The sequence below is a fragment of the Marivita lacus genome (assembly GCF_014637725.1).
In the GTDB taxonomy this organism is placed as follows: Bacteria; Pseudomonadota; Alphaproteobacteria; order Rhodobacterales; family Rhodobacteraceae; genus Marivita; species Marivita lacus.
This window is the reverse complement of record NZ_BMFC01000011.1, coordinates 1-25270: the sequence shown is the minus strand read 5'-3', so window position 1 is coordinate 25270 and position 25270 is coordinate 1. Positions and strand designations below refer to the sequence as shown.

Annotated in this window: 26 protein-coding genes, 1 tRNA gene and 1 pseudogene; 15 read left to right on the top strand and 13 right to left on the bottom strand. The window is 64.0% G+C overall.

Annotated elements, in window-relative coordinates; translation table 11 throughout:
• Positions 1 to 277: 277 nt before the first annotated feature.
• A complete protein-coding gene (locus tag IEV82_RS17365) occupies positions 278 to 649 on the bottom strand; it encodes a MerR family transcriptional regulator (protein ID WP_188483296.1) in 372 nt (123 codons plus the stop codon).
• Between the two features lie 121 nt (positions 650 to 770).
• Here IEV82_RS17365 and IEV82_RS17360 point away from each other — a divergent pair, with 121 nt between their 5' ends.
• From IEV82_RS17360 to trpB, 4 genes and pseudogenes are all read left to right on the top strand, one after another.
• Positions 771 to 1193 (top strand): PaaI family thioesterase, encoded by a 423-nt coding sequence (locus tag IEV82_RS17360; protein ID WP_188483295.1) that lies wholly within the window; start codon positions 771 to 773, stop codon positions 1191 to 1193.
• A gap of 1 nt (position 1194) precedes the next feature.
• The gene (locus tag IEV82_RS17355) at positions 1195 to 1713 is read left to right on the top strand and encodes a PaaI family thioesterase (RefSeq protein WP_188483294.1); all 519 of its coding nucleotides are present in this window, start codon (positions 1195 to 1197) and stop codon (positions 1711 to 1713) included.
• Positions 1706 to 3034: an MATE family efflux transporter gene (locus IEV82_RS17350; RefSeq protein WP_188483293.1), complete on the top strand. Its 1329-nt coding sequence runs from the start codon at positions 1706 to 1708 to the stop codon at positions 3032 to 3034. The genes IEV82_RS17355 and IEV82_RS17350 overlap by 8 nt, the downstream gene beginning before the upstream one ends.
• A gap of 80 nt (positions 3035 to 3114) precedes the next feature.
• Positions 3115 to 4297: pseudogene (gene trpB, locus IEV82_RS17345) on the top strand (tryptophan synthase subunit beta).
• A 303-nt stretch (positions 4298 to 4600) separates the two neighbouring features.
• Here trpB and IEV82_RS17340 read toward each other — a convergent pair.
• Positions 4601 to 5236, bottom strand: a complete 636-nt coding sequence (locus IEV82_RS17340) for a hypothetical protein (protein ID WP_188483292.1) — start codon at positions 5234 to 5236, stop codon at positions 4601 to 4603.
• A 40-nt stretch (positions 5237 to 5276) separates the two neighbouring features.
• Here IEV82_RS17340 and IEV82_RS17335 point away from each other — a divergent pair, with 40 nt between their 5' ends.
• Together IEV82_RS17335 and IEV82_RS17330 are read left to right on the top strand one after the other, a co-directional pair.
• On the top strand, positions 5277 to 5714 hold the full coding sequence (locus tag IEV82_RS17335) for a hypothetical protein (RefSeq protein WP_188483291.1): 438 nt from the start codon (positions 5277 to 5279) through the stop codon (positions 5712 to 5714).
• Between the two features lie 30 nt (positions 5715 to 5744).
• Entirely contained in the window at positions 5745 to 6272 is a 528-nt protein-coding gene (locus IEV82_RS17330; protein ID WP_229747895.1) for a helix-turn-helix transcriptional regulator, read from the top strand.
• A 6-nt stretch (positions 6273 to 6278) separates the two neighbouring features.
• On the opposite strand, the gene IEV82_RS17325 is transcribed toward IEV82_RS17330, so the two are convergent.
• The 6 genes from IEV82_RS17325 to IEV82_RS17300 form a co-directional block, all read right to left on the bottom strand.
• Positions 6279 to 6662, bottom strand: a complete 384-nt coding sequence (locus tag IEV82_RS17325; RefSeq protein WP_188483290.1) for a DUF2237 family protein — start codon at positions 6660 to 6662, stop codon at positions 6279 to 6281.
• A 34-nt stretch (positions 6663 to 6696) separates the two neighbouring features.
• Complete coding sequence (locus IEV82_RS17320; protein WP_308420453.1) at positions 6697 to 7734, bottom strand: DUF2332 domain-containing protein; 1038 nt, start codon at positions 7732 to 7734, stop codon at positions 6697 to 6699.
• The gene (gene pth / locus IEV82_RS17315; protein WP_188483289.1) at positions 7731 to 8435 is read right to left on the bottom strand and encodes an aminoacyl-tRNA hydrolase; all 705 of its coding nucleotides are present in this window, start codon (positions 8433 to 8435) and stop codon (positions 7731 to 7733) included. The genes IEV82_RS17320 and pth overlap by 4 nt, the downstream gene beginning before the upstream one ends.
• Positions 8436 to 8511: 76 nt before the next feature.
• Positions 8512 to 9768: a chromate efflux transporter gene (gene chrA / locus IEV82_RS17310; RefSeq protein ID WP_188483288.1), complete on the bottom strand. Its 1257-nt coding sequence runs from the start codon at positions 9766 to 9768 to the stop codon at positions 8512 to 8514.
• A 60-nt stretch (positions 9769 to 9828) separates the two neighbouring features.
• The gene (locus IEV82_RS17305) at positions 9829 to 11010 is read right to left on the bottom strand and encodes a glycoside hydrolase domain-containing protein (RefSeq protein ID WP_188483287.1); all 1182 of its coding nucleotides are present in this window, start codon (positions 11008 to 11010) and stop codon (positions 9829 to 9831) included.
• A gap of 130 nt (positions 11011 to 11140) precedes the next feature.
• The gene (locus tag IEV82_RS17300) at positions 11141 to 11785 is read right to left on the bottom strand and encodes a 50S ribosomal protein L25/general stress protein Ctc (protein ID WP_188483286.1); all 645 of its coding nucleotides are present in this window, start codon (positions 11783 to 11785) and stop codon (positions 11141 to 11143) included.
• 93 nt (positions 11786 to 11878) lie between these two features.
• Between IEV82_RS17300 and IEV82_RS17295 the strand changes: the two genes are divergently transcribed.
• Complete coding sequence (locus tag IEV82_RS17295; RefSeq protein WP_229747894.1) at positions 11879 to 13114, top strand: MFS transporter; 1236 nt, start codon at positions 11879 to 11881, stop codon at positions 13112 to 13114.
• Between the two features lie 336 nt (positions 13115 to 13450).
• Here the strand turns inward: IEV82_RS17295 and IEV82_RS17290 are convergent, their stop codons facing one another.
• Entirely contained in the window at positions 13451 to 14617 is a 1167-nt protein-coding gene (locus IEV82_RS17290; protein WP_188483285.1) for an alpha-hydroxy acid oxidase, read from the bottom strand.
• 138 nt (positions 14618 to 14755) lie between these two features.
• Here IEV82_RS17290 and IEV82_RS17285 point away from each other — a divergent pair, with 138 nt between their 5' ends.
• Positions 14756 to 15877, top strand: a complete 1122-nt coding sequence (locus IEV82_RS17285; RefSeq protein ID WP_188483284.1) for an Acg family FMN-binding oxidoreductase — start codon at positions 14756 to 14758, stop codon at positions 15875 to 15877.
• Positions 15870 to 16331, top strand: a complete 462-nt coding sequence (locus tag IEV82_RS17280) for a MarR family winged helix-turn-helix transcriptional regulator (protein WP_188483283.1) — start codon at positions 15870 to 15872, stop codon at positions 16329 to 16331. Before IEV82_RS17285 ends, IEV82_RS17280 begins: the two co-directional genes overlap by 8 nt.
• Before the next feature lie 298 nt (positions 16332 to 16629).
• Here IEV82_RS17280 and IEV82_RS17275 read toward each other — a convergent pair whose 3' ends face one another.
• Both IEV82_RS17275 and trpA read right to left on the bottom strand, forming a co-directional pair.
• Entirely contained in the window at positions 16630 to 17418 is a 789-nt protein-coding gene (locus IEV82_RS17275) for a 2-keto-4-pentenoate hydratase (RefSeq protein WP_188483282.1), read from the bottom strand.
• Complete coding sequence (gene trpA / locus IEV82_RS17270) at positions 17411 to 18202, bottom strand: tryptophan synthase subunit alpha (protein ID WP_188483281.1); 792 nt, start codon at positions 18200 to 18202, stop codon at positions 17411 to 17413. The genes IEV82_RS17275 and trpA overlap by 8 nt, the downstream gene beginning before the upstream one ends.
• A 150-nt stretch (positions 18203 to 18352) precedes the next feature.
• Here trpA and ppk2 point away from each other — a divergent pair, with 150 nt between their 5' ends.
• The 5 genes from ppk2 (at position 18353) to ychF (ending at position 23488) form a co-directional block, all read left to right on the top strand.
• Positions 18353 to 19294, top strand: coding sequence for a polyphosphate kinase 2 (gene ppk2, locus IEV82_RS17265; RefSeq protein WP_188483280.1), 942 nt, complete (start codon positions 18353 to 18355; stop codon positions 19292 to 19294).
• A gap of 75 nt (positions 19295 to 19369) precedes the next feature.
• Positions 19370 to 20011: a DUF1007 family protein gene (locus IEV82_RS17260; protein ID WP_188483279.1), complete on the top strand. Its 642-nt coding sequence runs from the start codon at positions 19370 to 19372 to the stop codon at positions 20009 to 20011.
• Complete coding sequence (locus IEV82_RS17255) at positions 19990 to 20922, top strand: nickel/cobalt transporter (protein WP_188483278.1); 933 nt, start codon at positions 19990 to 19992, stop codon at positions 20920 to 20922. The genes IEV82_RS17260 and IEV82_RS17255 overlap by 22 nt, the downstream gene beginning before the upstream one ends.
• A 64-nt stretch (positions 20923 to 20986) precedes the next feature.
• Positions 20987 to 22354: an MATE family efflux transporter gene (locus IEV82_RS17250; RefSeq protein WP_188483277.1), complete on the top strand. Its 1368-nt coding sequence runs from the start codon at positions 20987 to 20989 to the stop codon at positions 22352 to 22354.
• Between the two features lie 36 nt (positions 22355 to 22390).
• The gene (gene ychF, locus IEV82_RS17245; protein ID WP_188483276.1) at positions 22391 to 23488 is read left to right on the top strand and encodes a redox-regulated ATPase YchF; all 1098 of its coding nucleotides are present in this window, start codon (positions 22391 to 22393) and stop codon (positions 23486 to 23488) included.
• A 20-nt stretch (positions 23489 to 23508) separates the two neighbouring features.
• Here ychF and IEV82_RS17240 read toward each other — a convergent pair whose 3' ends face one another.
• Positions 23509 to 24174: a hypothetical protein gene (locus IEV82_RS17240; protein WP_229747893.1), complete on the bottom strand. Its 666-nt coding sequence runs from the start codon at positions 24172 to 24174 to the stop codon at positions 23509 to 23511.
• Positions 24171 to 24653, bottom strand: a complete 483-nt coding sequence (locus IEV82_RS17235) for a hypothetical protein (RefSeq protein ID WP_188483275.1) — start codon at positions 24651 to 24653, stop codon at positions 24171 to 24173. Before IEV82_RS17235 ends, IEV82_RS17240 begins: the two co-directional genes overlap by 4 nt.
• Before the next feature lie 186 nt (positions 24654 to 24839).
• Here IEV82_RS17235 and IEV82_RS17230 point away from each other — a divergent pair.
• A tRNA-Ser gene (locus IEV82_RS17230) sits at positions 24840 to 24929 on the top strand.
• Positions 24930 to 25270: the final 341 nt, after the last annotated feature.

Below are 25270 nucleotides of genomic sequence, written 5' to 3'. Positions count from 1 at the left end.
TTTCGCTGCCGGTCATGGCATCGACATGCGAAGGCTGATGCCGTCTTACAATGGGAATTTACGTTGACGTAACACAGACGCCACGTCACTTTTACGTTGACGTAAGATCAGGCAACGTCACCCTCGTTGACCGGAAATATTGTTTCAAAGCGCTTTGAGGTTGCCAGCGCAGGCGATGCGAGAAGCCGTGCCCCGGATCACCCGCACACGGACCTCACGGCGCGCGGTCAGGAAAACCCGAGGGGCACAGGCTTGGTGAGTCGTGAAAACCCGGTGATCAGTCGTTCAGGATCGTGGCCGTGTCGTCGCGCAGCTTCTGCAATTCCTCGATCGCCTCGTCAAGCTGGCTGCGCTGTTCGTCAAGCTCTGCCAGCTGGCGGTCGGCAAGGTCGATCCAGGCCCGCATCTGCGCATCCGTGCCGTCCTGTTCGTAGATCAGCAGCCATTGTCGGATGTCTTCGAGCTGAAAGCCGAACTTGCGTCCGCGCAGGATCAGGGTCATCCGCGCGACCTCTTTCGGGCGGTACCAACGCGATCGTCCATCGCGTTCGGGCTGCAACAGTTCGATGTATTCGTAATACCTGAGCGTGCGCGGAGTCACATCGAACTTCGCACACATCTCCTTGAAACTCAGACGCTGGTCGGTCATTGCACCACCCTCTCGCTGCGCGACCATAAAAGCGCACAGCCTGCAGGGCAACCGGGTCATCACATGGCTGGTTTCCCGGCGCGAAGGGGCGTAAACCGGGCGCAACATTCAAGGACGGACCATGACCCTCGACAAGGCCAAGATCGCAAGGCAATTCATTCAGACCATTCCCCATTCCAGCGCGCTTGGCATGCAGGTCACCGCGCTGGGCGATGGTATGGCCGAGATCTCCATGCCCTATGACGAACGCTTCATCGGTGATCCCAAGACCGGGGTGATCCATGGCGGCGCGGTGTCGGCGCTGATGGACACCTGCGGCGGGGCGGCTGTCATGAGCCATCCCGACGCGCCCGCAGGCACGGCCACCATCGACCTGCGCATCGACTACATGCGTGCCGCCACCCCCGGTCAGGCGATCACCGCGCGGGCCGAGGTCTATCACATCACGCGCTCGGTGGCTTTTGTCCGCGCCACCGCGTTCGACGACGACACCGCCCACCCCGTGGCCACCGCCACCGGCGCCTTCACCGTGGAGGGGCGCTGACATGGCGCGCAAGGCTCCCGACCCCGTCCAGATCGTCAAGCAACGCCGCGACGCCGCGCTCAATGCGCTGGTGGGGGGCGTGCCCTATATCAGCTTCATGGGCATCGGCTTTGACCGGCGCGGCGATGAACTGACCGGCGTGCTGTCCTATGATGACAAGCTGATCGGCAACCCGATCCTGCCCGCGATCCATGGCGGAGTGACGGCGGCCTTTCTCGAGGTGACGGCCGTCATCTCGCTCAGCTGGGCCTATATCTGGGAGGATTTCGAAAGCGGCGCTCTGGATGTCGAGGCGCTGGCTGCCGGCAATCTGCCGCGCCTGCCCAAGACCATCGACTTCACAGTCGATTACCTGCGCTCCGGCCTGCCGCGCGACGCCTATGCCCGCGCCACGATCACGCGCGCCGGGCGGCGCTATGCCTCGGTGCAGGCCACAGCCTGGCAGGACAACAAGGACCGTCCCTTTGCGCAGGCCACCGCGCATTTCCTGATGCCGCGGCCCGACCATTCCAGTGACTGACACGGTCGTCGCGCCGCACGCGATCACCCATTGGCGCGTTCTCAAGATCGCGTTTCCGATCGTGCTGTCCAATGTCACCATCCCGATCCTGGGCGCGGTCGACACTGCCGTTGTCGGCCAGATGGGCGATGCCGCGCCCATCGGCGCTGTGGGGATCGGTGCGATCATCCTCTCGGCGATCTACTGGCTGTTCGGGTTCCTGCGCATGGGCACCACCGGACTGGCCGCGCAGGCGCTGGGGCAGGGCAACCGCGCCGAGGTGGCAGCGATCCTGACGCGGGTTCTGATGATCGGCCTTGCCGGTGGAGCCGCGATCATCCTGCTGCAACTGCCGATCTTCTGGGCGTCCTTCCGCATCGCCCCCGCCAGTGACGAGGTCGAAAGCCTGGCCCGCGGCTACATGCAGATCCGCATCTGGTCGGCCCCTGCCGCAATCGCGGTCTTCGGCATCACCGGCTGGCTGATCGCGCAGGAACGCACCCGCGCCGTGCTGGTGCTGCAATTCTGGATGAATGGCGTGAACGTGGTGCTCAGCATGCTCTTCGTGCTGAGTTTTGGCTGGGGCGTGAACGGCGTGGCCTTCGCCACCTTCCTCGCTGAATGGAGCGGGCTGGCGATGGGGCTCTACCTGTGCCGCGCGGCCTTTCGCGTGCCCGACTGGCGCAACTGGGCGCGGGTGTTCGACCGGGTCAAGCTGGTGCGCATGGCGCAGGTCAACTCGGACATCCTGATCCGGTCGCTGCTGCTGCAGGCCATCTTCCTGTCGTTCATGTTCATTGGTGCGGATTTCGGCGATGTGACGCTCGCCGCCAACCAGGTGTTGCTGCAGTTCCTGCACATCACCGCCTATGCGCTCGACGGCTTTGCCTTTTCCGCCGAAGCTCTGGTCGGGCAGGCGGTCGGCGCGCGGGCTGTGGCGACCCTGCGACGGGCCAGCGTGGTGGCAAGCCTCTGGGGGCTGGCCGCCTCGGTGCTGCTGGCGTTGGCGTTCTGGGGTTTTGGCGCGCAGATCGTCGATCTCATGGCCAAGAACGCGGAGGTGCAGCAGGCCGCGCGCGCCTATCTGCCGTGGATGGCCGCCGCCCCGGTGCTGGCGCTGGCGTCGTTCATGTTCGACGGTATCTTCATCGGCGCGACGCGGACAGCGGACATGCGCAACATGATGCTGGTCTCGGCGCTGATCTATGCCGGGGCCGCTCTGATGCTGGTGCCGAGCTTTGGCAATCACGGGCTCTGGGCCGCGTTGCTGATCTCCTTCGTGGCGCGTGGTGTGACACTGGCGGCGCGGTATCCGGCGCTCGAACGGTCGGTCGCGGATTAACTGCGCTGATCGGCGCTTCCCCTTGCTCATCGCGTATCACACCGCTACCTGTGTCCCGTTCGGCAAGAGAGGCGCGCGCGATGAATGATCTATTCAACAGTTTCATGACCGGTCCCGATGAAAAGGGCCGCTTCGGCATCTTCGGGGGACGGTTCGTCTCGGAAACCCTGATGCCGCTCATTCTCGAACTTGAAGAGCAGTACGAGCGCGCCAAGACGGACGACAGTTTCTGGTCCGAGATGGACTTCCTCTGGAAGCATTACGTGGGCCGCCCGTCGCCGCTCTATCACGCCGAACGCCTGACCGACCATCTGGGCGGTGCCAAGGTCTACATGAAGCGCGACGAGCTGAACCACACCGGCGCGCACAAGATCAACAACGTGCTGGGCCAGATCATCCTGGCCCGCCGCATGGGCAAGACCCGCCACCGCCACCGTCTGCGCCAAGTTCGGGCTGAAATGCATCGTCTACATGGGCGCGCATGACGTCGAACGGCAGCAGCCCAACGTCTTCCGCATGCGCCTTCTGGGCGCCGAGGTGATCCCGGTCACATCCGGTCGCGGGACGCTCAAGGACGCGATGAACGACGCGCTGCGCGACTGGGTGACCAATGTGCGCGACACGTTCTACTGCATCGGCACCGTGGCCGGTCCGCACCCCTATCCGGCGATGGTCCGCGATTTCCAGTCGATCATCGGCAAGGAAGTCCGCGAGCAGATGCACGAGGCCGAGGGCCGCTTGCCCGACACGCTGATCGCGGCCATCGGGGGCGGATCGAACGCGATGGGTCTGTTCTACCCGTTCCTCGACGACAAGGAGGTGAACATCATTGGCGTCGAAGCGGGCGGCAAGGGTGTGAACGAGAAGATGGAGCATTGCGCCTCGCTCACCGGCGGCAGGCCCGGCGTGCTGCATGGCAACCGCACCTATCTGTTGCAGGATGACGACGGCCAGATCCTCGAAGGGTTCAGCATCTCGGCGGGGCTCGACTATCCGGGCATCGGGCCGGAACACGCCTGGCTGCATGACATCGGTCGCGCGAAATACGTGTCGATCACCGACAAGGAAGCGCTCGAGGCGTTCCAGCTGAGCTGTGCGCTCGAAGGCATCATCCCGGCGCTGGAACCCAGCCACGCGCTGGCCCATGTGATGAAGATCGCGCCCGAGCTGCCCAAGGATCACATCATCTGCATGAACATGTGCGGACGTGGCGACAAGGACATCTTTACCGTCGCCAAGCACCTGGGATTCGACATGGGCTGACGCCCGCCGCGTAAACCTGCGATCTAGACCGACGACCGAACCCCTCGTGCCGCACGGCACGGGGGGATTTCTTTTGGCCCGAACGCCCAAGGGTCCGCATAAACCTGGGTTTATGAGGCTAGGGCAGGGGTTTATGGACCGGGGATTAAACCTTGTGCACATATCCCCCGATCACCGCCGCGATCAGTGTTCCGACTGTCTGCATCAGGGCAGGCATATGGGACATGAAAGGACGGACCAGTGAAAAAGACAGTGATGACCGCGCTCTTCGCCACGCTCACCGGCAGCATGGCGCTTGCACAATCAGCCACCGACCAGATCGTCAGCGATCTGACCGCCCAGGGGTTTCAGCGCATCGAGATCGACAATGGCCTTGGCCAGATCAAGGTCGAGGCGATCCGTGGCACGCAAAAGCTCGAAGTGGTCTATGACCGCGCCACGGGCGATATTCTCAAGCAGGAGATCGAACGCGTCCGTGGGGACGATGACACCCGCCCCGGTGTCGAGATCCGCAACCGCGCCCGTGACTTCGTCGACATCGCGCGCTCTGATGATCTGCGTGACGACGACGATGACGTCCGTGGCAATGGGCGGGGTGATCGTGGTCGGGATGATGACGCGCGTGGCCGAGGCGATAATGACGATGATCGTGACGACGATGACGATCGCGATGATGACCGGGATGACGACCGGAATGATGATCGGGATGACGACCGCGATGATGACCGGGACGACGATCGCGATGATGACCGGGACGACGACCGCGACGATGACCGCGACGATGGGCGGGATGATGATCGGGATGCTGACCGCGATGACGACGATGATGATGACAACGACGATGACGACAGCGACGGCGACGACGACAGCGATGACGACGACAGCGACGACGATGATGATGATGACGACGATTGAACCATCTGGTAGCTGAACACCCAAGGCTTCCGTCCCCCGGACGGGAGCCTTTTGGAGATCGGGAATGAAACGAAGACAGCTCTTGGCAGGCTTGGTGGCGGGCATCCTCGTGCCACGGTCGGTTCTTGCGCAGACCGCCGAAGACCAGGTGGTCAACCAGCTGCGCCGGCAAGGCTACCGCGAGATCACGCTCCAGCGCACGCTTCTGGGCCGGACGCGGATCGTCGCCACCGGGTCGGCCGGGCGCCGCGAGATCATTCTCAATCCCTCGACCGGGGCGATCCTGCGGGATTACATCGACCGATCCGACCGCGACCGCGACCGCGACGACGGGACCGACCGCGGCAGGGATCGTGCCGATGAAGATGACGATGATGACGACCGCGATGATGACAGGGGCGGTCGGGACGACGACGATGACGACGACGACGACGATGGTGGCGACGATGGTGACGATGGTGGTGGTGGCGACGACGACGATGGCGGCGATGATGACGATTGATCCCGCATCCGCTCGAACATCGGTTGGCCGGTGAGGGTCTGGGTCGTCCTGATCCCACTGGGGGCGCTGCAACTTGCCAGCGGGCTGTTCCTGTTGTGGGACATCCTTGGCAGCATGTTCGGCATCAAGTCATCCCCGATTGCCTGGGTCTATTACGAACTGGCGCAGATCGGGGCCGTGATCGGCCTCATCCTCGGGATGGTTGTCAGCGCGACGCTCATGGTCCGGTCGCTTCGCCGCCAGCGCGCGGCCGAACAAAGCCTGCGTCTGGCCTCGGGGGCATTCATGGACGTGTTGCAGGAACGCTTCGCCGAGTGGGAACTGACCCCGGCGGAACGGGATGTGGCGCTGTTTTCCATCAAGGGGCTGAGCACCGCCGACATCGCCGCGTTGCGCAACACGTCCGAGGGCACGGTCAAGGCGCAGACCAACGCGATCTACCGCAAGGCGGGGGTTTCGGGTCGCCCGCAGCTTCTGAGCCTGTTCATCGACGAATTGATGGGCGATCCCATCGGCACGCCCGCCGCACAGCCGCAGCAGATCGACAAGGCGTCCTGAGCCGGTTCAGGTGTCGGAGGTGTTGATGTCGTGTTGCTCCAGCACCCGCATCGGCACGACATCGAGCGCGCGCTTGTGCGTCGCGGCAAGGTTCACCAATGGCGCGCATCCCTCGTCATGCGCCTGCAGAAAGCGCGAGGCGCACAGGCACCAGTGATCGCCGGGCTTGAGCCCCGGAAACCGGAACTGCGGCACAGGGGTGCTCAGGTCGTTGCCCACGTATTTGGAATAAGCGAGGAATTCCGCCGTCATCACCGCGCAGACCGTGTGACTGCCCTGATCGGCGGCGCAGGTGTTGCAATGCCCGTCGCGGAAGAACCCGGTCATCGGGTCGGTCGAACAGCCTTCGAGCGGGCCACCCAGCACGTTGATTGCGTCGTCCGGTTCCATTCCAGGCCTCCTTGCTGTGCATGTCGCTACACACCTAGTCGGGATCACCCGACCAATCCACCCAGCGGCCATGAAAATCTGCCCGCCCGAGCGTGATATGTATGTTCCCGGGCCACAACCGCGCTGTCACGGACGCGCCCCGCGCGGCACCATCGGCCTCCATTCGCAGCCACGCGACCGGGGTGTCCGGCGTGGCGCGCGCACCTGCCGCCTCGATCAGAGCCGTTCCCCGTGCTTGCCGATCCGACGGAAAATACTGCCATGCAACCGTGTGGAAGATCAGGTGAATCCGCGCTTTCGGCGCATCGGCCAGACGCCGCTCCAGCCAGTTCACGGCATCGCCGCGATCAACGATGGCGCAACTTGCCTTGATCGCCGCGTCGGTCAGCGCAACACGGTGCGCTTGATCCGCCCAGAGGTAGGCACGCAGGCGCAGGGCTTCATCGGGCTTGTGCGGATCAAGCGGGTTGAGATCGACACCGCGCCGGTCGGTCACCACGAAAGGCGCGGCCACAGGCGCAGGCCCGGTCCAGTCGGGCATCAGTGTCAACGCCGCATCCTCCGGCCCCAGCCGGGTGTCGCCCGCCATCAGTGCAAAGCGGTCGAACATCAGGTTCAGCCCGCCACTCGCCCCCAGTTCAGACAGGTGCACCTGCGCAACCCCGGTGCGATGCACCAGCGCATGTGTTCCGGCGATCAGCACAGCCGACCGGCGCACCTCGTTGGTCTGCGGCGCAGAGGTGATCCAGTCCAGCAGGAACGCTGCGTGCCGTTCCAGCGCGCCTGTCAGCGCCGCCGCAAGCCTGTCATCAGACGCCGCGTTGGGCGGGTAGACCGCCGCCAGCCCGGCATCCTGCCCAGTCAAAACCAGCGCATGCAGGCCAGAGGCCAGTCGCAAGGGGAGCGAGTGGCCGTTGGGACCGATATCGCCCTCAAAACCCGCCACGGCCCTGTCCAGCGCCGACCCCACGGGCCAGACCCTGGCCAATATCGGCAGCATCTGCGCCATGAACGGCGAACCGAGCGCTGCACAGCTTTGGGCCTGACGCATCAGCGTAACGTACAGGCTCACCGGAACCGGTCCACCAATCTTTGCAACGGGTTGCGGGCCTCGGGTTCTTGCTTTGCCTCGGGTTTCGGGTCGGACTTCGGCACATCCGCCTTCTCCGCCTTGGCGGACTTGTCCGGTGTTTTCGACGACCGGGGCGGGGCCACGCGCAGCGCCACCGCGTTCATGAACTTGCCGGTATCGCCATCCGCCAGTTGCGCCGCGCCGTCTGAAATCCCGCGCAGCAGGTCATCGAGCCACGCCTCGTCCGCCTTGGGAAAATCGTGCAGTACATAGCCCGCTACCGCGTCCTTGTGGCCGGGATGGCCGATGCCCAGCCGCACGCGGCCATAGGCGTCGCCGATATGACCGTGGATCGACCGCAGGCCGTTATGCCCCGCATGCCCGCCACCCTGCTTGACGCGGCATTTGCCGGGGGCGAGATCCAGTTCGTCATGGAACACCACCACGTTCGAGGGCTCCAGCTTGTAGAACTGCATGGCTGCCTGCACCGACTGGCCGGAGCGGTTCATGAAGGTGCCGGGTTTCAGAAGCAGCACCTTGTCAGAGCCCAAACGCCCTTCCGTCACCTCACCCTGAAACTTGCCCTTCCACGGGGCAAAGCCATGATCCGACGCGATCCGGTCCATCGCCATGAAGCCGATATTGTGCCGGTTGCGGGCATAGCCGCTGCCCGGATTTCCAAGCCCCACAAAGAGTTTCATCGCTGCCCCTGCCTCCATGCGCCAAGCATTTGCCCCTCTCTAGGCCAAACCGGGGCCGAGGGCAAAAGCCGCGTGATCAGATCTGCGCCAGAACCAGCGCTGCTGCCGCGGAAAGGCCCAAGGCCCAGCCAATCGCCAGATGCGCGCGCAACAGCAGAACCGCCGACAGCGCAATGAGCGCCACCGCCTGCCAGTTGAGCGTCGTCCCGTCCGGCACCCAAAGGCGCAGGATTCCGGCCTCGGTCTTGGTCACGGTGCCGAACACGACATGCAGCGCGAACCAGAGCGACAGGTTCAGGATCACACCCACCACCGCTGCCGTGATTGCGCGAAGAGCGCCGTTCAGGCGCGGCTGAGCAGAGATCCAATCGATGTAAGGCGCGCCGACAAAGATCCACAGGAAGCACGGCACGAACGTCACCCAGAGGGTCATGAGACCACCCGCAATTGCCAGCGCATAGCCGCCTTCGCGGAACGCGGCCAGGGTGCCCACGAATTGCGTCACAAGGATCAGCGGGCCGGGGGTTGTCTCGGCCAGTCCCAACCCGTCCATCATCTCGGTCGGGGTCAGCCAGCCATATTGCACGACCACGTCCTGCGCCATGTAGGCCAGAACCGCGTAGGCCCCGCCAAAGGTCACCACCGCCAGCTTGGAAAAGAAGAGCGCGATCTCGGTCAGGATCGATCCGGCGACCAGCAGATCCACCACCAGCACCGGCAATCCCCAGATCGCCAATCCGATCCCGATGGTGGTCAGGCTGCGCGTGCCCGAGACCGCAACCGGCACGGCAGGGGTCGCGTCAGACGCCGTGGCCACCAACGCGCCGTACATTCCCGCCGCCAGAACGATCACGGGGAAGGGCACCGCGAAGAAAAAGATCGCGACAAAGGCCAGCCCCGCCAGCGCCCAATGGGCGCGCCCGTGCAGCGCGCGTCTTGAGACCTTGAGCAAGGCCTCGACCACGATCACCACCGCCACCGCCTGCACGCCCAGAAACAGCGTATCCACCAGCGGCAGGTCGCCATAGGTCACGTAGAGCAGCGCCAGCGCAAAGATCACCATTGCACCCGGCAGCACGAACAGCAGCCCCGCGATCAGCCCGCCAAGGATTCCGTGCAACCGCCAGCCCGCATAGGTCGCCAACTGCATCGCCTCCGGCCCCGGCAAGAGCATGCAGAAGCTCAGCGCGTTGAGGAACTGCTTTTCGGTCAGCCAGTCGCGCTCGTCCACCAGCATCCGGTGCATCAACGCGATCTGCGCTGCCGGTCCCCCAAAGGACAGCAGGCCGATTTTCAGAAAGACGGCAAAGACCTGGGCAAGCGTGGGCGACATGAGGGGCGGTTTCTTTGATCTGCGTGTCAGGAGCATGACACTTTGCCCCTCAATGACAGATCACTCGCAGGATGTCGCGCTGCGCCGGGTGGTGTCGAAAATCCAGTCGGGCTTGTAGCCGAAATGCGCCGTCAGGTTGCCATGCGCTGTCCAGCCGTCGAACGTGCCGTCATCGTCCACATCCACCTCGATCAGGTTTTCCGTGGCCTCGCCCACCCGTGCGGCATTGGCAAAGTCGATCCGGGGGGCGACCGGCACCGCCTTGCCGCCCTTGCATTCGGTCATCCGCACCACGTCCGAGGCAGGTGACCCGATCTCGCGCCGCACCACAGCGTCGCCGTTGCAGGCAAACCGCCGTGTGGCAAAGATGTCGAAGATGCGGCCCTCGTCCTCGACATAGCTGTGACCTCCGCGCCACAGGCCGACATCGGCGTCCTGAAACATGTTCTGCACATTGGTGTCGATCGGAAGGCCGCGCCGACAGCCCGATCCGGTCTCGCCGAACCATTCCCGGTCGACCTGATTCTGAAACAGGTGCCAGTCGCCGGAGCGGTGAAAGGCGCTGCTTCGGGAAAAGGCGCGCGAGGCGGAAATCCACGAATAATCGATCAGGCCCTGGTCGCGCAGGATCTGATGTGCATGACCGCTGCCGTAAGCGCCCGTCTTGTAGCCCGCCGCATCCATCCGCGCCTTGATCACGCGGAAATAGCGGATCATGAGGTCGATGGTGTCCCTGTCGCTGTCGGTGAAGTTGAAATCCACGCCGAAATAGATCGCGCTGCCCTTGGGCTGAGCCAAAGCCTGCGCCTGTTCAATCGCCGCCTGCACATCCAGCCCCGCTTCCTGCTCGACGGTTCGGCTTGCCCCGGTCCAGGTGCAATTGGCGTCCGGCAGGGCCGTGCCCTCGCGGTTCTGACCGCGAAACTTGTTCGGCGTGTTGCTGTAATACTGGTAGATCGACAGCACCGCGAAGCCCTTGGCGACCATCTGCGCAATCTCGCTTGAGGGATCACCGGGCCGCCCCTGATTGATCAGGCGCTTTTCGGTCAGGCCGTATTCCGGCTGATCGCAGCGCGCATAGTAGCGTCCGATCACGGTCACGCCGCGATCCTTCAGCTGGTCAAGATAGGGGCGGGTGTCAAAGGCCGTGTCGATGATGGCCACGCGGGTTTCGGACTGTGCGGGATTGGCCAGCACGGCTGGTATCACTGCAATGAGCAGGCAACGCAGAATGGGTGTCATCACGGGAAACCCCCGAAACCGGCAAGACCAATGCGGCGATCCTACGTGCAATCTGCCCAAGGTCAAAGGTCGAAACGAAAACGGCCCCGCCCGTGGGGCGAGGCCGTTCGAACCATTTGGTCCGGCAGGATCAGTCCTCGGACTGCTCGGTTGCCGGAACCGCGTCTGCATCCGCGGCCTCTTCTTCGGCGTCCGAGGCGCGCAGTCCGGACGGGGCCGAGATGTTCGCGATCACGAAATCGCGGTCGATGGTTGCCTTGGTGCCTTCCGGCAGCGTGATGTCGGAAATCGTCACGGTGTCACCGATCTGCAGGCCGGTCAGATCGACCGTCAGCTTTTCGGGGATGTCACCCGCGGTCACGACCAGTTCCACCTCGGGACGCACAGCGGTCAGAACGCCGCCGCGCTTGAGGCCGGGAGCGGCACCTTCGTTAATGAACTCGACCGGGATGAACAGGTTGATCTTGGTGGTGCGGCGCAGGCGCATCAGGTCGACATGGGTCGGCAGGTCCTTGACGACATCGCGCTGCACGTCGCGGCAGATCACGCGCACATCCTCGTGGCCTTCAACCTTGAGGTTGAACAGCGTCGACTTGAAGCGGCCCTTGCGCAGGCGCGTCAGCAGCTTGTTGAACGGAAGGTTGATCGGAAGCGGGTCTTTCTCGCCACCAAAAACAATGCCCGGAACCATGCCGTCGCGGCGTGCCTGACGAGCGGCGCCCTTGCCTGTCCCCGTCCGTTCCAGAGCTTCGAGATCAGGAATCTCTCCAGCCATGATATATCTCCAATATGTAAGGGCAGGGTGCCTCCAAGGCTGTCACCCCGCATGAAGACCGCGCGATAGACCGGATTCCCGTGCAGGGCAAGAGTGAAGGTTGCGGATTTCACCCGGAATGTGCCGTTTGTGGGCTGGACCGTTGCGGCGCGCCGTGGCACTGGCAGCGCCATGAGCCTTTTGCGTGATCTCTACATCAGCCGAGGACCCGCCGCCGGTTTTGCCGCCGTGGGCGTGTTCTGGGGCAGTTTCGCAGCCCTCGTGCCGGTGCTCAAGCCGCAGGTCGGTCTGTCGGACGGTCAGTTCGGGCTGGCGCTGCTGATCACGTCCATCGGCGCGGTGATGGCGATGTGGCTGGCACCGCTGGCCGAACGGGCGCTGGGCCCGCGGGCCGTGGGTGTGCTGATCGCGCTGCTCGCCGTCGCGACCCTCCTGCCGGGGCATACCACGAACGGGGTGCTGTTCACGCTGGCGATGCTGGGGGTGACGATGACCTCGGGCACGCTCGATGTGGCGATGAACGCACGGGTCAGCGCGCTCGAGGCGCAGGTCGGGCGCAGCCTGATGAACCTCAACCACGCGGTGTTCTCGGTGGCCTATGCCATCTGCGCGCTGGCCACCGGGCTGATGCGCGAGGCGGGCTCCGGTCCGGCGGCGATTCTCACATGGGCGGCCGTGCTGATCGGAATGCTGGTGATGCAGGCCGTGGCCGCGCCGGTGGCCGATGCCGAACACGAGGCCGACGGTATCGAGGTGGCCCCGCTGCCCTGGACGCTGCTGCTGCCGGGCGGAATGATCATCCTCATCGCCTTCATGTCGGAACAGGCGACCGAGGGCTGGTCGGCGCTCTATCTGGAACGCAATCTCGGGGCAGGGGCCGCACAGGGCGCGCTGGGCCCGGCGCTGCTGGGCATCACGATGGCGGTGGGACGCCTGTCCGGTCAGGTCGTCGCCAACCGCGTGTCCGAACGCATGGTGATCCGCTGGGCCTCGGTCATCGCCGGGATCGGCGCGTGCATCGCGGCGACAGCCCCGTCGCTGGGCGTGGCCTATCTGGGGTTCTCGGTCCTTGGGCTGGGCGTGTCGGTGATGGCGCCGATGGCCTATGCGTGGATCGGGCGGATGGTGCCGAACCGCTACCGCAGCCACGCGATCTCGCGGATCTCGGTGGTGGGCTATGCCGGGTTCTTCATCGGCCCGCCGCTGATGGGATTCCTGTCCGAAGGCTTCGGGCTGGCCACGTCTTTCCTTGTGATCGGCGGGCTGCTCTTCTGCGTGACGCTGGTGCTTTTGCCGGTGCTGACGCGGGTGGCGCAACTGCGGGTCTGAGCAGGGTTGTACCGCACGCCCGGTTTCCGGATCGTTAACGCCTTCTGCGCCATACCCCCGTCCACGATGCGCATCGAGCGGGAAGGGTCACTCCCATGCCGCGATACTTGAACTGACCTTCTCTCGACAGCCCGCAAGGGCCGACCCTGAGAAACCGGTTTCACAAGGCCCGGCAACGGGCACAGGTCACGGGGAAACCCGGCAGTACGAGAGACGGGTCAGGCCACAAGGGCGGCGCCGCTTCTTCCAAGCTGAGACACGTTGTGCCGGGCCTTGGCCCGGCCTAGGGGATACGGATCCGGTAGGCCTTGCGCCTGGCCGGGCTTTTGTCGTGGCTTATTCCACCCAATCGCCGGAAAATCCCTTGGGGATCATCAGGATGTCGCGGTCCAGATCGTTCACATCCTTCCGACCGCACAGGCCCATCGACACTTCCAACTCCCGGTGGATCACCTTCAGCGCGTCGGTGACGCCCTGCTGTCCGTTGGCCCCAAGCCCGTAGACATAGGCGCGGCCGATATAGGTGCCCTTGGCCCCCATCGCCATCGCCTTGAGCACGTCCTGACCGGACCGGATGCCACTGTCGAGATGCACCTCGATCTTGTCGCCCACCGCGTCCAGAACTGCCTCCAGCGCCCGGATCGACGACAGCGCGCCGTCCAACTGCCGCCCGCCGTGGTTCGACACGACGATCGCATCCGCGCCGACATTCAGCGCCTCCAGCGCATCGCGCGGATCCATGATGCCCTTGATGATGAGCGGGCCGTCCCACATCTTGCGGAACTGCCGGATGCGATCCCAGTTGAGCGACTGGTCAAAGGCCTGCGCCGTCCATGACGACAGCGAGGACGGGTCTTCGACGCCCTTCGCATGGCCCACGATATTGCCGAAGAACCGCCGCTTGGTCTGGAGCATGCCCAGACCCCACTGCACCTTGGTCATCATGTTGGCGACCGAGGCGGGGGTCAGCTTGGGTGGGGCGGAAAGGCCGTTTTTCAAATCCTTGTGGCGTTGGCCCAACAGTTGCAGGTCGACCGTGATGATCGCCGCCGAACATTTGGCGTCTTTCGCCCGGTCGAACAGGCGTTGCATGAAATCGTCGTCCTTGAGCGTGTAGACCTGCATCCAGAACGGTTTGGAAGTGTTGGCCGCCACGTCCTCGATCGAACAGATCGACATGGTCGACAGACTGTAGGGCACGCCGAATTTCTCCGCTGCCCGTGCCGCTTTGATCTCGCCGTCGAAATGCTGCATCCCGGTCAGGCCCACCGGGGCCAGTGCCACCGGCATCGACACGTCCTGACCGATCATCCGGGTTGCGGTCTTGCGGTTTTCCATGTCGATGGCAACGCGCTGGCGCAGGTAAAGCTTGTCGAAATCCGACGAGTTCTCGCGGAAAGTCTGTTCCGACCAACTGCCTGATTCCGTGTAGTCGAAGAACATCTTCGGCACCCGACGTTTGTAGATGCGGCGCAGGTCTTCGATTTCGGTGATCACGGGCATGGCACAGCCTTTCGGAGTATTGGTTAGATTTCTTTACCAATGACGGTGATACCGCGCAACGCGGCATTTTTGTTTGTGATTGATTTATGGTTCGATATCGGACTAAGTAATTCGATATCGAACAAAAAGGAGATTCTCATGACACTTTCCCGCCGCAAGACACTTGGCCTGATCGGGGGCGGCGCGGTGGTTTCAGCCGCCGCCGGACTTGGCCTTTTCGCCGCCAGCCGCACGCCCCATGCCGCGCTTGCCCCGTGGGACATGGCGGGCCAGTATCCCGACCCGCGCCTGCGTGCCCTGTCCCATGCGCTGCTGGCACCCAACCCGCACAATCGCCAGCCCTGGGAGGCTGAACTGATCGGGGATGACACCGTTGCGATCTGGCGCGACCCGGCGCGGGACCTGCCCGTCACGGACCCCCATGCGCGCCAACTGACCATCGGGATGGGCTGCTTTCTGGACCTGATGCGCATGGCCGCCGCCGAGGAACGTTACGCCATCGACCAGACGCTGTTCCCCGAGGGAGAGGCGGGGCCGGTGGCGCTGTGCCGCTTTACCGCCGGTGGCGCGCAGCCCGATCCGCTGTTCGCCCATGTGCTGCAACGGCGCTCGCACAAGGAGGTGTTTCAGGACCGCGCGCTCGATGCCGCCTCGCTGGACAGCATCGCGCCGCATGTCGATCTGGTCGCGCAAGGTGGCGATGCCACCGCGCTGCGCGATCTTGCGACCGAGGCGTGGCTGATCGAAGCGCGAACGCCCGATGCGTGGAAGGAAAGCATTGATCTTCTGCGGATCGGCAAGGCAGAGATCAACGCGCAGCCCGATGGCATCGACCTTGGTGGTGCGACGTTCGAACTGCTGAACAGGACCGGGCTTCTGACGCGGGAGGCCTCGCTTGATCCGACGACGATGGCCGCGCAGGGCGCGATCAACGGCACTCTGGAGGCCATCGCCTCGGCTCCGGCCTTTGTGGTGCAGACCAGCCCCACCAACACCCGCGCCGACCAGATCGCCACAGGGGTGCGTTGGCTGCGGCTCAACCTTGCGGCTACGGGGGCCGGGCTGGGGGTGCGGCCCGTCAGCCAGGCGTTGCAGGAATATCCCGAGATGACGGCGCTTTACGACGCGATCCATGCCGCCTACGCACCCGACGGCGGGACGGTTCAAATGCTCGGGCTTCTGGGCTACGCTGCGCCCACGGCCCGCACCCCGCGTTGGCCGATTGATGCACGGATGAGGCCAAAACCCGGGAATGCCTGACACACCAGACACACACACAGCGACGGGTCTCTATTTCGAACTCTTCAACGAGATCGGCATCCTCGGCCAGCTCAGCCGCGCCCTGTTCGAGGCGCGGTTGCCCGAAGGTCTGGTGCTGCCGCACTTCACGGTGATCAACCACCTGATCCGGGTGCAGGATGGGCGCACGCCCTTGCAGTTGGCCCGCGCGTTCCAGGTGCCCAAGACCAGCATGACCCACACACTGGCGGGGCTGGAGAAACGCGGCTTTGTCACGATGCGCGTCAATCCCGATGATGCCCGCAGCAAGCAGGTCTGGCTGACCGACGCGGGCCGCAGGTTTCGCGATACCGCGATTGCCGGGATCGCGCCTGACCTTGCCGGGATTGCCGACACGCTTGACCCGGCGGAGGTGCGCGCTGTCATCGACAAGCTGGCCACCCTGCGCAAACGGATGGACGCCGCGCGGGATTAGGGTTTGCCGCCCGACAAAAGGGCCCCACGGGCTCAAGGCTTTGGCCGCTTCGTGTTGCGGGGCAGGTATGCGGGACGAAACTGTCGTTTCGGTTCCAGAAAGCGTTGCGCGCCCGCCCCGTGGGGGCGGTTCGGGCGCTGCCCGTGCGTTGCACGGGCAATCCGGGCAATCGTGACATTGCGCTCAAGCGCCATCCGAGAGCTATGTTCAGCGTCGTCAGGTCCCTGTTCGAGCCATTCTCAAAAAATGTATCTCTTGTCCTGCTGCGAACCTCTGGGCTGGTTTTCGGGCGTTCGGTTCAGGCGAAGGTGACGCGCAGCCCGTCGATCAGAGGGGTGTCGAACGTGGTTTCCCACGTCTGACCGGGCGCAATCGGGCGGGCATCGGTGAGCGTTCCGGTGGTCACCACCTCTCCGGGCTGTATCACGTCTGCACCGGGCATCCGGCCGATCTGGCTGACAAGATACTGCAGCGCCATCAATGGCCCGCCCAGCACGTCGACGCCGTGGCCGATCAGGTCTTCACCCGGCCCGCCGAGTTTGACACCGCAGGTGGTCAGCGCCTCCAGCCGGTCTTGCGTCGGCGCGCTTCGCGGTCCGACCCACAGCGCGCCATGCATCGCCATCGCGGCCACGGCATCCGGCGCGGTGAACCGCCAGCCGGGGTAAAGCGAGGTGACGATCTCGAACCCGTGCGCCACCCAGTCGATGCAGTCGGCAAGGTCCGTCAGGTCCATGTCGGGCGCGGGGGTGGCCTTGAACCCGAACACGATCTCGGGCTCGATCCGCAGTTCGGGCAGGGCGGGCAGGGGGATCACGCCATCGGACGGAATGTCACTTACGCCGCCGTCGTACATCCAGCCCCAGACGGGCGCATCGACATTGTAGATCGGCCAGATCGTACGGTTGGTAAAGCCGATCTTGCGGCCCGCGATCTGTTCACCGCGCGCGCGGCGTGTCTCGCCGACCTGCGCGGCAATGCCGTAGCCCTCGTCCAGCGTCAGGGCGGGAGAGGCATCCGTCAGCGGCCCAATCTGGGAATTGCCGTCAAAGGCCGCAAGCAGGGCATCGGCCGCGGTGTCACGCACGGTGCGCCCCGTCCGCGAGCGTCTTGACGAAGGCCAGCACGTCGCTCACCGGTTTGCCCATGGCGAGTTCCGACACGATGGCCGAACCGACGACACAGCCATCCGCCACTCCCGCGATGGCCTGCGAGGCGTCGGGCGTCCTGATGCCGAAGCCCACGATCACCGGCAGATCGGTCTGCGACTTGATCCGCGCCACTTCGGGGCCGACATCGGCGGCCTGCGCTTCGGCAGCACCCGTGATGCCGGTGATCGACACGTAATAGACGAAACCGGAGGTGTTCTGGAGCACCTTGGGAAGGCGCTTGTCATCGGTGGTGGGTGTGGCCAGCCGGATGAAGTTCAGACCCGCCGCCTGCGCCGGGATGCACAGCTCGTCGTCTTCCTCGGGGGGAAGATCGACGATGATCAGGCCGTCGATGCCGGCTTCCTTGGCCTGCGAAAGGAACAGGTCGACACCGCGCGAGTAGATCGGGTTGTAATAGCCCATCATCACGATCGGTGTCGTGTCGTCCTCTTCGCGGAACCGGCGCGTCAGCTCAAGCGTGCGGTCCAGCGTCATGCCCCCTTCGAGCGCGCGCTGACCGGCCAGCTGAATCGTGCTGCCATCGGCCATCGGATCGGTGAAGGGCAGGCCCAGTTCGATGATGTCCACGCCTGCACCCGGCAAGCCCTTGACCAGTTCGAGCGAGGTGTCGAAGTCGGGATCACCCGCCATGACATAGGACACGAATGCCTTTTTGCCGTCTTTGCGCAGCTCTGCGAATTTGGCGTCGATACGGGTCATGGCACTCTCCTGATTGGTCGAACCCGATTGCCGGAACTGGCGGGGAAAATCAATGGGGCAGGGGTGGGTGTTTTTGATGCGTGTCAAAGAGGCCTTTTCACGCAGCTGTTACAATTGGGGCAACCAACACCCCGAAGACCGGAACCCTGCATGACATCCTCCCCCCAGAGTGCCAATGATCCCAAGATCGACCCGCAACCGGCAGCCGCCCTGTCGAAGGTGCCCGCCAAGGCGGTGACCGCCGATCAGGTGCGCCGCGCCTTCGAGACCGGCCGCTACCCCTATCGCTACCGGATGTCCCGCCGGACCTACGAGGCCGAGAAAGCCGCGCTGCAGGCGGAACTGCTCAAGGTGCAGCTCTGGGCGCAGGAGACGGGTCAGAAATTCGTCATGATCTTCGAGGGGCGCGATGCGGCGGGCAAGGGCGGCACGATCAAGCGGTTCACCGAACACCTCAATCCGCGCACGGCGCGGGTGGTGGCGCTGAACAAGCCCACCGATGTCGAACGCGGGCAGTGGTATTACCAGCGCTATATCGAGCACCTGCCGACAGCGGGCGAGATCGTGCTTTATGACCGCTCGTGGTACAACCGCGCCGGGGTGGAGCGGGTGATGGGCTTCTGCGAGCCGGCAGAATACCTTGAATTCATGCGACAGACGCCGGATTTCGAACAGATGCTGACGCGCTCCGGCATCCGGCTTTACAAGTACTGGTTCTCGGTCACGCAGACCGAACAGAAGAAACGCTTTGCCAGCCGCGAGACCGATCCCCTCAAGCAGTGGAAGCTGTCGCCCATCGACAAGGCGAGCCTTGATAAATGGGAGGAGTATACCGAGGCCAAAGAGGCGATGTTCTTTTACACCGACACCGCCGACGCGCCCTGGACCATCGTGAAATCCAACGACAAGAAACGCGCGCGGCTGAATTGCATGCGGCATTTCCTGTCGACGCTGGACTATCCCGGCAAGGATCCCGCCATCGTCACGCCGCCCGATCCGCTGATCGTGGGCGGCGCCGGGCATGTGATCCACCGGCTGGATCACATCCTCGGCCCGTCACCGCGCCCCGTGATGCGGGAGGCCGGTGCCTGAGGGGTGCGCAATTCTCTGCCGCTGCGCAGTGCATGACCTTGCCTTGGCGGTCCGGGGGGCTTACCTCGGCAACCTATGAAACATGCCCTCTGCGCCCTCGTTCTTGGTCTGGTTGCCGCGCCGCTTGGCGCGCATCCGCACATCTTTGTCGACACCGCCCTGCGCTTCGAGGTCAACGCGGCCCGCGAAGTCACGGGCGTGACGGTGACGTGGACCTATGACGATTTCTTCACGCTGCTGATCCTCGAGGATTACGGTCTTGATCCCGATGGCGACAGCACGCTGACCAAAGCCGAACTGGACACGCTTTTCGGGTTCGACCTGATCGAATGGCCGCCGGGCTTTGAAGGCGATCTCTACGTCTATTCCTACGGCGAAAAGATCGAGATGCCGCGCCCGAAACCCACCGGCATCGCGGTCGAGAACGGGCTGATCACCGCAACCCATTACCGCGAGATCCCCGCGGTGCCGGTCGAGGCGGTCGAGATCCTGCAATACGATCCGACCTATTATGTCGCTTATGACGTGTCGCAGGGGGTCACCGTGACCGATCCCGACTGCACCGCCAAAATAACCGAGCCCGACCAGGCCGCCGCACAGGAGGCCGTGGATCAGGAACTGAACGGTGGGTCGATGGAGGATATCTTCGACGAGATGCGCGTGGGCATCCATTTCTCCGACTCGATCACGATCTCATGCGCACCGCCCTCCAACTAGCGGCGCTGGCCGTTGTCGCCCTTGCGATCTGGCTCTGGGGCTTTGACGGCGCGCAGATGCTCGAACGCTGGGCTGCGGAGGGGCAGCGCGCTGCCCAAAGCGGCATGGCGCGCAGTCTGCGGGCGCTGCGGGCAAACGAGCCGGGCGCGATCCTCACGCTGATGACGGTCTGTTTCGGCTACGGGTTTTTCCACGCGGTGGGGCCGGGCCACGGCAAGATCCTGATCGCGGGATACGGCGTGGCCGAGCGCGTGGCGCTGACCCGCCTGTCGCTGCTGGCTGTCCTGTCGAGTCTCGCACAGGCGCTGGCCGCGATTGTCGTCGTCTATGCCGGCGTCTGGGTCCTTGGGCTTGGCCGCGAGGCGATGGTGGGCGCGGCCGAGGATTTGTTCGCGCCGCTCAGCTATGCCGCGATCTGTGCCGTCGGGGCGTGGCTGGCGCTGCGCGGCGCGCGGCGGCTCTGGGCGGATTGGGCCGTGGCACAGGTGCACCACCATCACGATCACCAGCATGACCACCATCACGATCATACCGATGACGGAACGTGCCAGTCCTGCGGGCACGCCCATGCGCCGACGCCCGAACAGGCGCAGAACGTCCATTCGCTGCGCGATGCTCTGGTCCTGATCGGGGCCATCGCGATCCGTCCCTGCACTGGCGCATTGTTCCTGCTGATCCTTGCGGTCAGCATGGGGATCGACCTTGCGGGCATCCTTGGCACGCTAGCGATGGGGCTGGGCACCGCGAGTGTCACGCTTGCCGCCGCTGTCGGGTCGGTGACGTTCCGCGAAGGCGCGCTGGCGCGCTTTGCCGGTGGGCCGCACACCGCGCGCATCGCGGGCGTGATCGAAACCGGCGCCGGGCTGATCATCGCCATTCTTGCGGCGCAATTCCTGATCCGCGCGCTCTGAGCAGACAAAACACTTGCCCATTTTGTGGGCACTGTCTATCGCGGGCGCCATGCAAGCAGCGCAGATGTCATACCCGGCCCATGTCAGGGCCATCCTCGTCTTGGGCGTGCCGCTGGTCGGCGGACACATGGCGCAGATGGGCATTGGCCTGACCGACACCATCATGGTGGGCTGGTACGGGGCCGAGGCGCTGGCCACGGTGACGCTGGCCAACACGCTGTTCTTCACGCTGTTCCTGTTCGGCTGCGGCTTTGCCTGGGCGGTGATGCCGATGGTGGCCTCTTATGCGGCTGAAGGCGACAACCGACAGGTGCGCCGCGCGACCCGCATGGGGCTGTGGCTGTCGGCGCTGTTCTGTGTCGTGATGTTCCCGCTCTTGTGGTGGTCGGAAGCCTTGCTGCGCGCCTTGGGCCAGACCCCGGATATCGCGGCTGAGGCACAGGTCTACCTGCGGGTTCTGGCCTTCGGCCTGCTCCCTGCGCTGGTGACGATGACGCTCAAGAGCTACCTTGCCGCGCTCGAAAAGACACAGGTGGTCTTCTGGGTCACGGTTGTGGCGCTGCCCTATAACGCGCTGGCAAATTACGCGCTGATCTTCGGCAATTTCGGTTTTCCCGAACTGGGCCTGCAAGGGGCGGCCATCGCGTCTCTGAGCACACATGTGGTCTCGATGCTGGTGGTGGTTGCCTATATCCTCGCCTTCGTGCGCACGCACAGCCTGTTCCAGCGTCTGTGGAAACCCGACAACGAGATGTTCGCGCAGGTGTTTCGGCTGGGCGTTCCCATCGGGCTCACATCCTTGTCGGAAACCGGGCTTTTCGCGGCCTCGGCCATCATGATGGGATGGCTGGGCACAATCCCGCTGGCCGCACATGGCATCGCGCTGCAACTGGCCTCGATGTTGTTCATGCTGCATCTGGGCCTGTCCAACGCCGCCACGGTGCGGGCGGGCAACGCGTTTGGTCGCCGCGACTGGCCGCACATGGCGCGGGGCGGGGTGGTGGCGCTGGCGCTGTCGGCCTGTGTCGCGGCGATCACGATGGTGCTTTTCGTGGCGCTGCCCGAGCCGCTGATCGCGATTTTCCTCGATCCCGAAGACCCGGCCCGCGCGGACATCATCGAAATGGGCATCACCCTGCTGATCCTCGCCGCCGTATTCCAGTTGGTCGACGGCGCACAGGTGGTGGTGCTGGGCCTGTTGCGCGGGGTGCAGGATGCGCGTGTGCCGATGGTCTACGCGGCGGTGTCCTATTTCGGCATCGGCCTGCCTGCTGCCTATGTTCTGGGCTTCGTGCTTGACTGGGGCGCGACCGGCATCTGGATCGGTCTGGTCCTTGGCCTCGCAGGGGCTGCGGTGCTTTTGAACCACCGTTTCTGGTTCCGCATGATGCCCGATCTCAGCCGCCTTGCAGCGCCTGCGGGCAACGCTTAGAAGCGGCGCAAATCTGCAGGATCAGGAGAGATCGACATGGGCTTCAAGGTGGGAATCGTGGGTTTGCCGAACGTGGGCAAATCGACCCTCTTCAACGCGCTCACCAAGACCGCAGCGGCGCAGGCGGCGAATTTCCCGTTCTGCACGATCGAGCCCAATGTCGGTGACGTGGCCGTGCCCGATGCGCGGCTGGACAGGCTGGCCGATATCGCGAAATCCAAGCAGATCATCCCGACGCGCATCACCTTCGTGGATATTGCCGGTCTGGTCAAAGGGGCCTCCAAGGGCGAAGGGCTGGGCAACCAGTTCCTTGCCAACATCCGCGAGACCGATGCCATCGCCCATGTGCTGCGCTGCTTTGAAGACGGCGATGTGGTGCATGTGGACGGCCGTGTCGATCCGGTCGCCGATGCCGAAACCATCGAGACCGAGCTGATGCTGGCCGATATCGAAAGCCTCGAAAAGCGCCTGCAGAACATCGTCCGCAAGGTGCGCGGCGGCGACAAGGACGCGGTGCAGCAGGAACGCCTGATGCGCGCCGCCTTGGCCGCGCTCGAAGAGGGCAAACCCGCCCGCACCGTTCCCGTTGATGACGAGGACCGCAAGTCGTGGGACATGCTGCAACTTCTGACCACCAAGCCGGTGCTCTATGTGTGCAACGTGTCCGAGGCCGATGCCGCGAACGGCAACTCGCTGTCCAACGCGGTGGGCGAAATGGCAGCCAGCCAAGGCAACAGCCACGTGGTCATCTCGGCCCAGATCGAGGAAGAGATCAGCCAGCTGGACGAAGAGGAGGCGCAGGAATTCCTGTCGGAAATGGGCCTCGAGGAACCCGGTCTCGACCGCGTGATCCGCGCAGGCTACCAGCTTTTGCATCTCGAGACCTATTTCACCGTCGGCCCCAAAGAGGCGCGCGCCTGGACCATCGCCAAGGGCACCCACGCGCCCCAGGCAGCCGGTGTGATTCACGGCGATTTCGAAAAGGGCTTCATCCGCGCCGAAACCATCGCCTATGACGACTACGTGTCACTTGGCGGGGAGAACCCGGCCAAGGAGGCCGGCAAGATGCGCGCCGAGGGTAAAAGCTATGTCGTCAAGGACGGCGACGTGCTGCACTTCCTGTTCAACACGTAAGGCTGCTTTGCGACCTTGGATCAGAACCCGAACACCATCACGGCAATCGGGACGGGGGACACCGCGACCGCGATCGCGATAAACGTCTGGATCGGCGTGAAAATACCGCTCATTCCAGCCATCATCATTATGCCACCACCCCCGCCGATCAGGGCATTGCCGGGTGTATTGACCAGGATTGCAAGCGCCACGTAGCGATGGCGCAAGGCGAGGCCGACCGTCCGGGGCGGCGCTCTGTCGAGCAGCAGGCTCAACCGATCCTTCGGTGGCAAGAGAGCGGCCCGCGACACCAGATCAGACGCTTTGCGCAACCGCATCAGAGACAACAGCCAAGCGAGCGTTGTGGCCGGCAAAAGCCGCCCAAGCAGAAACGCCAACATCATGGCCGCGACCGTGGCGGCATAGACGAGCGGGGCAATGGCCGCGCCGAAGGCGGTCAGCATGGCGATCCCGATCTCGGCACCGGGCACAAAGGGCAGGGCAAGCAGACCGATATAGGCGACCGCTCCGATCATCAGCAGGCGGTGGACCTGCTTTTCGTTGTTCGGCATCATCGTCAGGTCAAGCGCGTCTTTCAGCAGATGCGCGGCCCAGCTTGCGAGAACCACAATCATCACCAGGCCCGCTGCCCGTACGGCGATACCCTCCGGTGTCACGCGTTTCGATTGGGACGGTTCGGGTGTCACCCCGACACGGCATCCTTGCCGCCCGGCACGAGCGACCCGGATCCTGTGCCCGTGATCTGATGCGTCCAGTACCAGCGCCGCGTGGTCCAGCTCATGTCGACGGTGATCTGGTCATCGACGATCCGACCGTGCCAAACAACGGTATGCGGAGCAGTCGGGCATTTGGCGACGGTCGTGAAATGAACGGCGTCGCCGTCCATCCAGGTTTGGTACTCCGAAAAGCCGAAATTGCAGTATGTCTCGCAATCCATCGACATGAACCGGCCATCCTCGAACACGAGCGTGTCCGTCTCGCCCTCGGCCCCATTGTCGAGTTCGGCCTGAATGAAGAATGATTTCCCATCAAGCGCCTTCCCCGCCGACCAATCCGCCTCCGGGACGGTCAAGTCAGGCACGTCCGGGTTCAGGACCGACACAGCGGCGGCCCCAGTTCCCAAGGTGATGCAGGCGATTGCGGCGGCTTGGGTGATCGGTGTCATGGAGAGCTCCGGCATGAGACAAAGCGTATGTTCGCTTGAACGTAAGCCGCACGGCTGTTTATGCAAAGGCCCAATCAACACGAGCCCGCCGCGCCACACCGGCAAAGCCCAAAACCACCCGATTTTTCCCGGTTCGCCTATGATTTGGCCTTGTCCCCATCTGCACTGGCCACTAAACGGGTCAACGGAGATGTGGCCGAGTGGTCGAAGGCGCTCCCCTGCTAAGGGAGTAGGCGGGAAACCGTCTCGAGGGTTCGAATCCCTTCGTCTCCGCCACTTGCCCTAGAGAAACTGTTCTCCCGATCCGGCCGAGGCCGGATTTTTCCGTTGTTTTCGAGGGTTATGCGGGAGGTGCTGAGCACTGGCCCTGGTGGCAAGAGGCCCGGAAGCGGTCTCTCAGGGCCGATATTCTCCGGACCTGATGACTACGCCGATTTGGTGAATAGCCATTAAGCGACTGATTTAGCGGTTTAAATCTCAATGGTCGCAAACTGGCCTGCTGCCGGTTTCGTGGACACGAAGATAAGATCGTGACCATGGAATTGGAGATTGGATATGACGAGACGAAAGTTCAGCCGCGAGTTCAAGATCGAGGCAGTAAAGCTGGTGACCGAGCG

Bases quoted from the DNA above. Each gene is read 5' to 3' on its own strand.
- IEV82_RS17365 (WP_188483296.1), bottom strand. From the start codon at position 649: ATGACCGACCAGCGTCTGAGTTTCAAGGAGATGTGTGCGAAGTTCGAT.
- IEV82_RS17360 (WP_188483295.1), top strand. From the start codon at position 771: ATGACCCTCGACAAGGCCAAGATCGCAAGGCAATTCATTCAGACCATT.
- IEV82_RS17355 (WP_188483294.1), top strand. From the start codon at position 1,195: ATGGCGCGCAAGGCTCCCGACCCCGTCCAGATCGTCAAGCAACGCCGC.
- IEV82_RS17335 (WP_188483291.1), top strand. From the start codon at position 5,277: ATGAAACGAAGACAGCTCTTGGCAGGCTTGGTGGCGGGCATCCTCGTG.
- IEV82_RS17325 (WP_188483290.1), bottom strand. From the start codon at position 6,662: ATGGAACCGGACGACGCAATCAACGTGCTGGGTGGCCCGCTCGAAGGC.
- pth (WP_188483289.1), bottom strand. From the start codon at position 8,435: ATGAAACTCTTTGTGGGGCTTGGAAATCCGGGCAGCGGCTATGCCCGC.
- chrA (WP_188483288.1), bottom strand. From the start codon at position 9,768: ATGTCGCCCACGCTTGCCCAGGTCTTTGCCGTCTTTCTGAAAATCGGC.
- IEV82_RS17305 (WP_188483287.1), bottom strand. From the start codon at position 11,010: ATGACACCCATTCTGCGTTGCCTGCTCATTGCAGTGATACCAGCCGTG.
- IEV82_RS17300 (WP_188483286.1), bottom strand. From the start codon at position 11,785: ATGGCTGGAGAGATTCCTGATCTCGAAGCTCTGGAACGGACGGGGACA.
- IEV82_RS17290 (WP_188483285.1), bottom strand. From the start codon at position 14,617: ATGCCCGTGATCACCGAAATCGAAGACCTGCGCCGCATCTACAAACGT.
- IEV82_RS17285 (WP_188483284.1), top strand. From the start codon at position 14,756: ATGACACTTTCCCGCCGCAAGACACTTGGCCTGATCGGGGGCGGCGCG.
- IEV82_RS17280 (WP_188483283.1), top strand. From the start codon at position 15,870: ATGCCTGACACACCAGACACACACACAGCGACGGGTCTCTATTTCGAA.
- trpA (WP_188483281.1), bottom strand. From the start codon at position 18,202: ATGACCCGTATCGACGCCAAATTCGCAGAGCTGCGCAAAGACGGCAAA.
- ppk2 (WP_188483280.1), top strand. From the start codon at position 18,353: ATGACATCCTCCCCCCAGAGTGCCAATGATCCCAAGATCGACCCGCAA.
- IEV82_RS17260 (WP_188483279.1), top strand. From the start codon at position 19,370: ATGAAACATGCCCTCTGCGCCCTCGTTCTTGGTCTGGTTGCCGCGCCG.
- IEV82_RS17255 (WP_188483278.1), top strand. From the start codon at position 19,990: ATGCGCACCGCCCTCCAACTAGCGGCGCTGGCCGTTGTCGCCCTTGCG.
- IEV82_RS17250 (WP_188483277.1), top strand. From the start codon at position 20,987: ATGTCATACCCGGCCCATGTCAGGGCCATCCTCGTCTTGGGCGTGCCG.
- ychF (WP_188483276.1), top strand. From the start codon at position 22,391: ATGGGCTTCAAGGTGGGAATCGTGGGTTTGCCGAACGTGGGCAAATCG.
- IEV82_RS17235 (WP_188483275.1), bottom strand. From the start codon at position 24,653: ATGACACCGATCACCCAAGCCGCCGCAATCGCCTGCATCACCTTGGGA.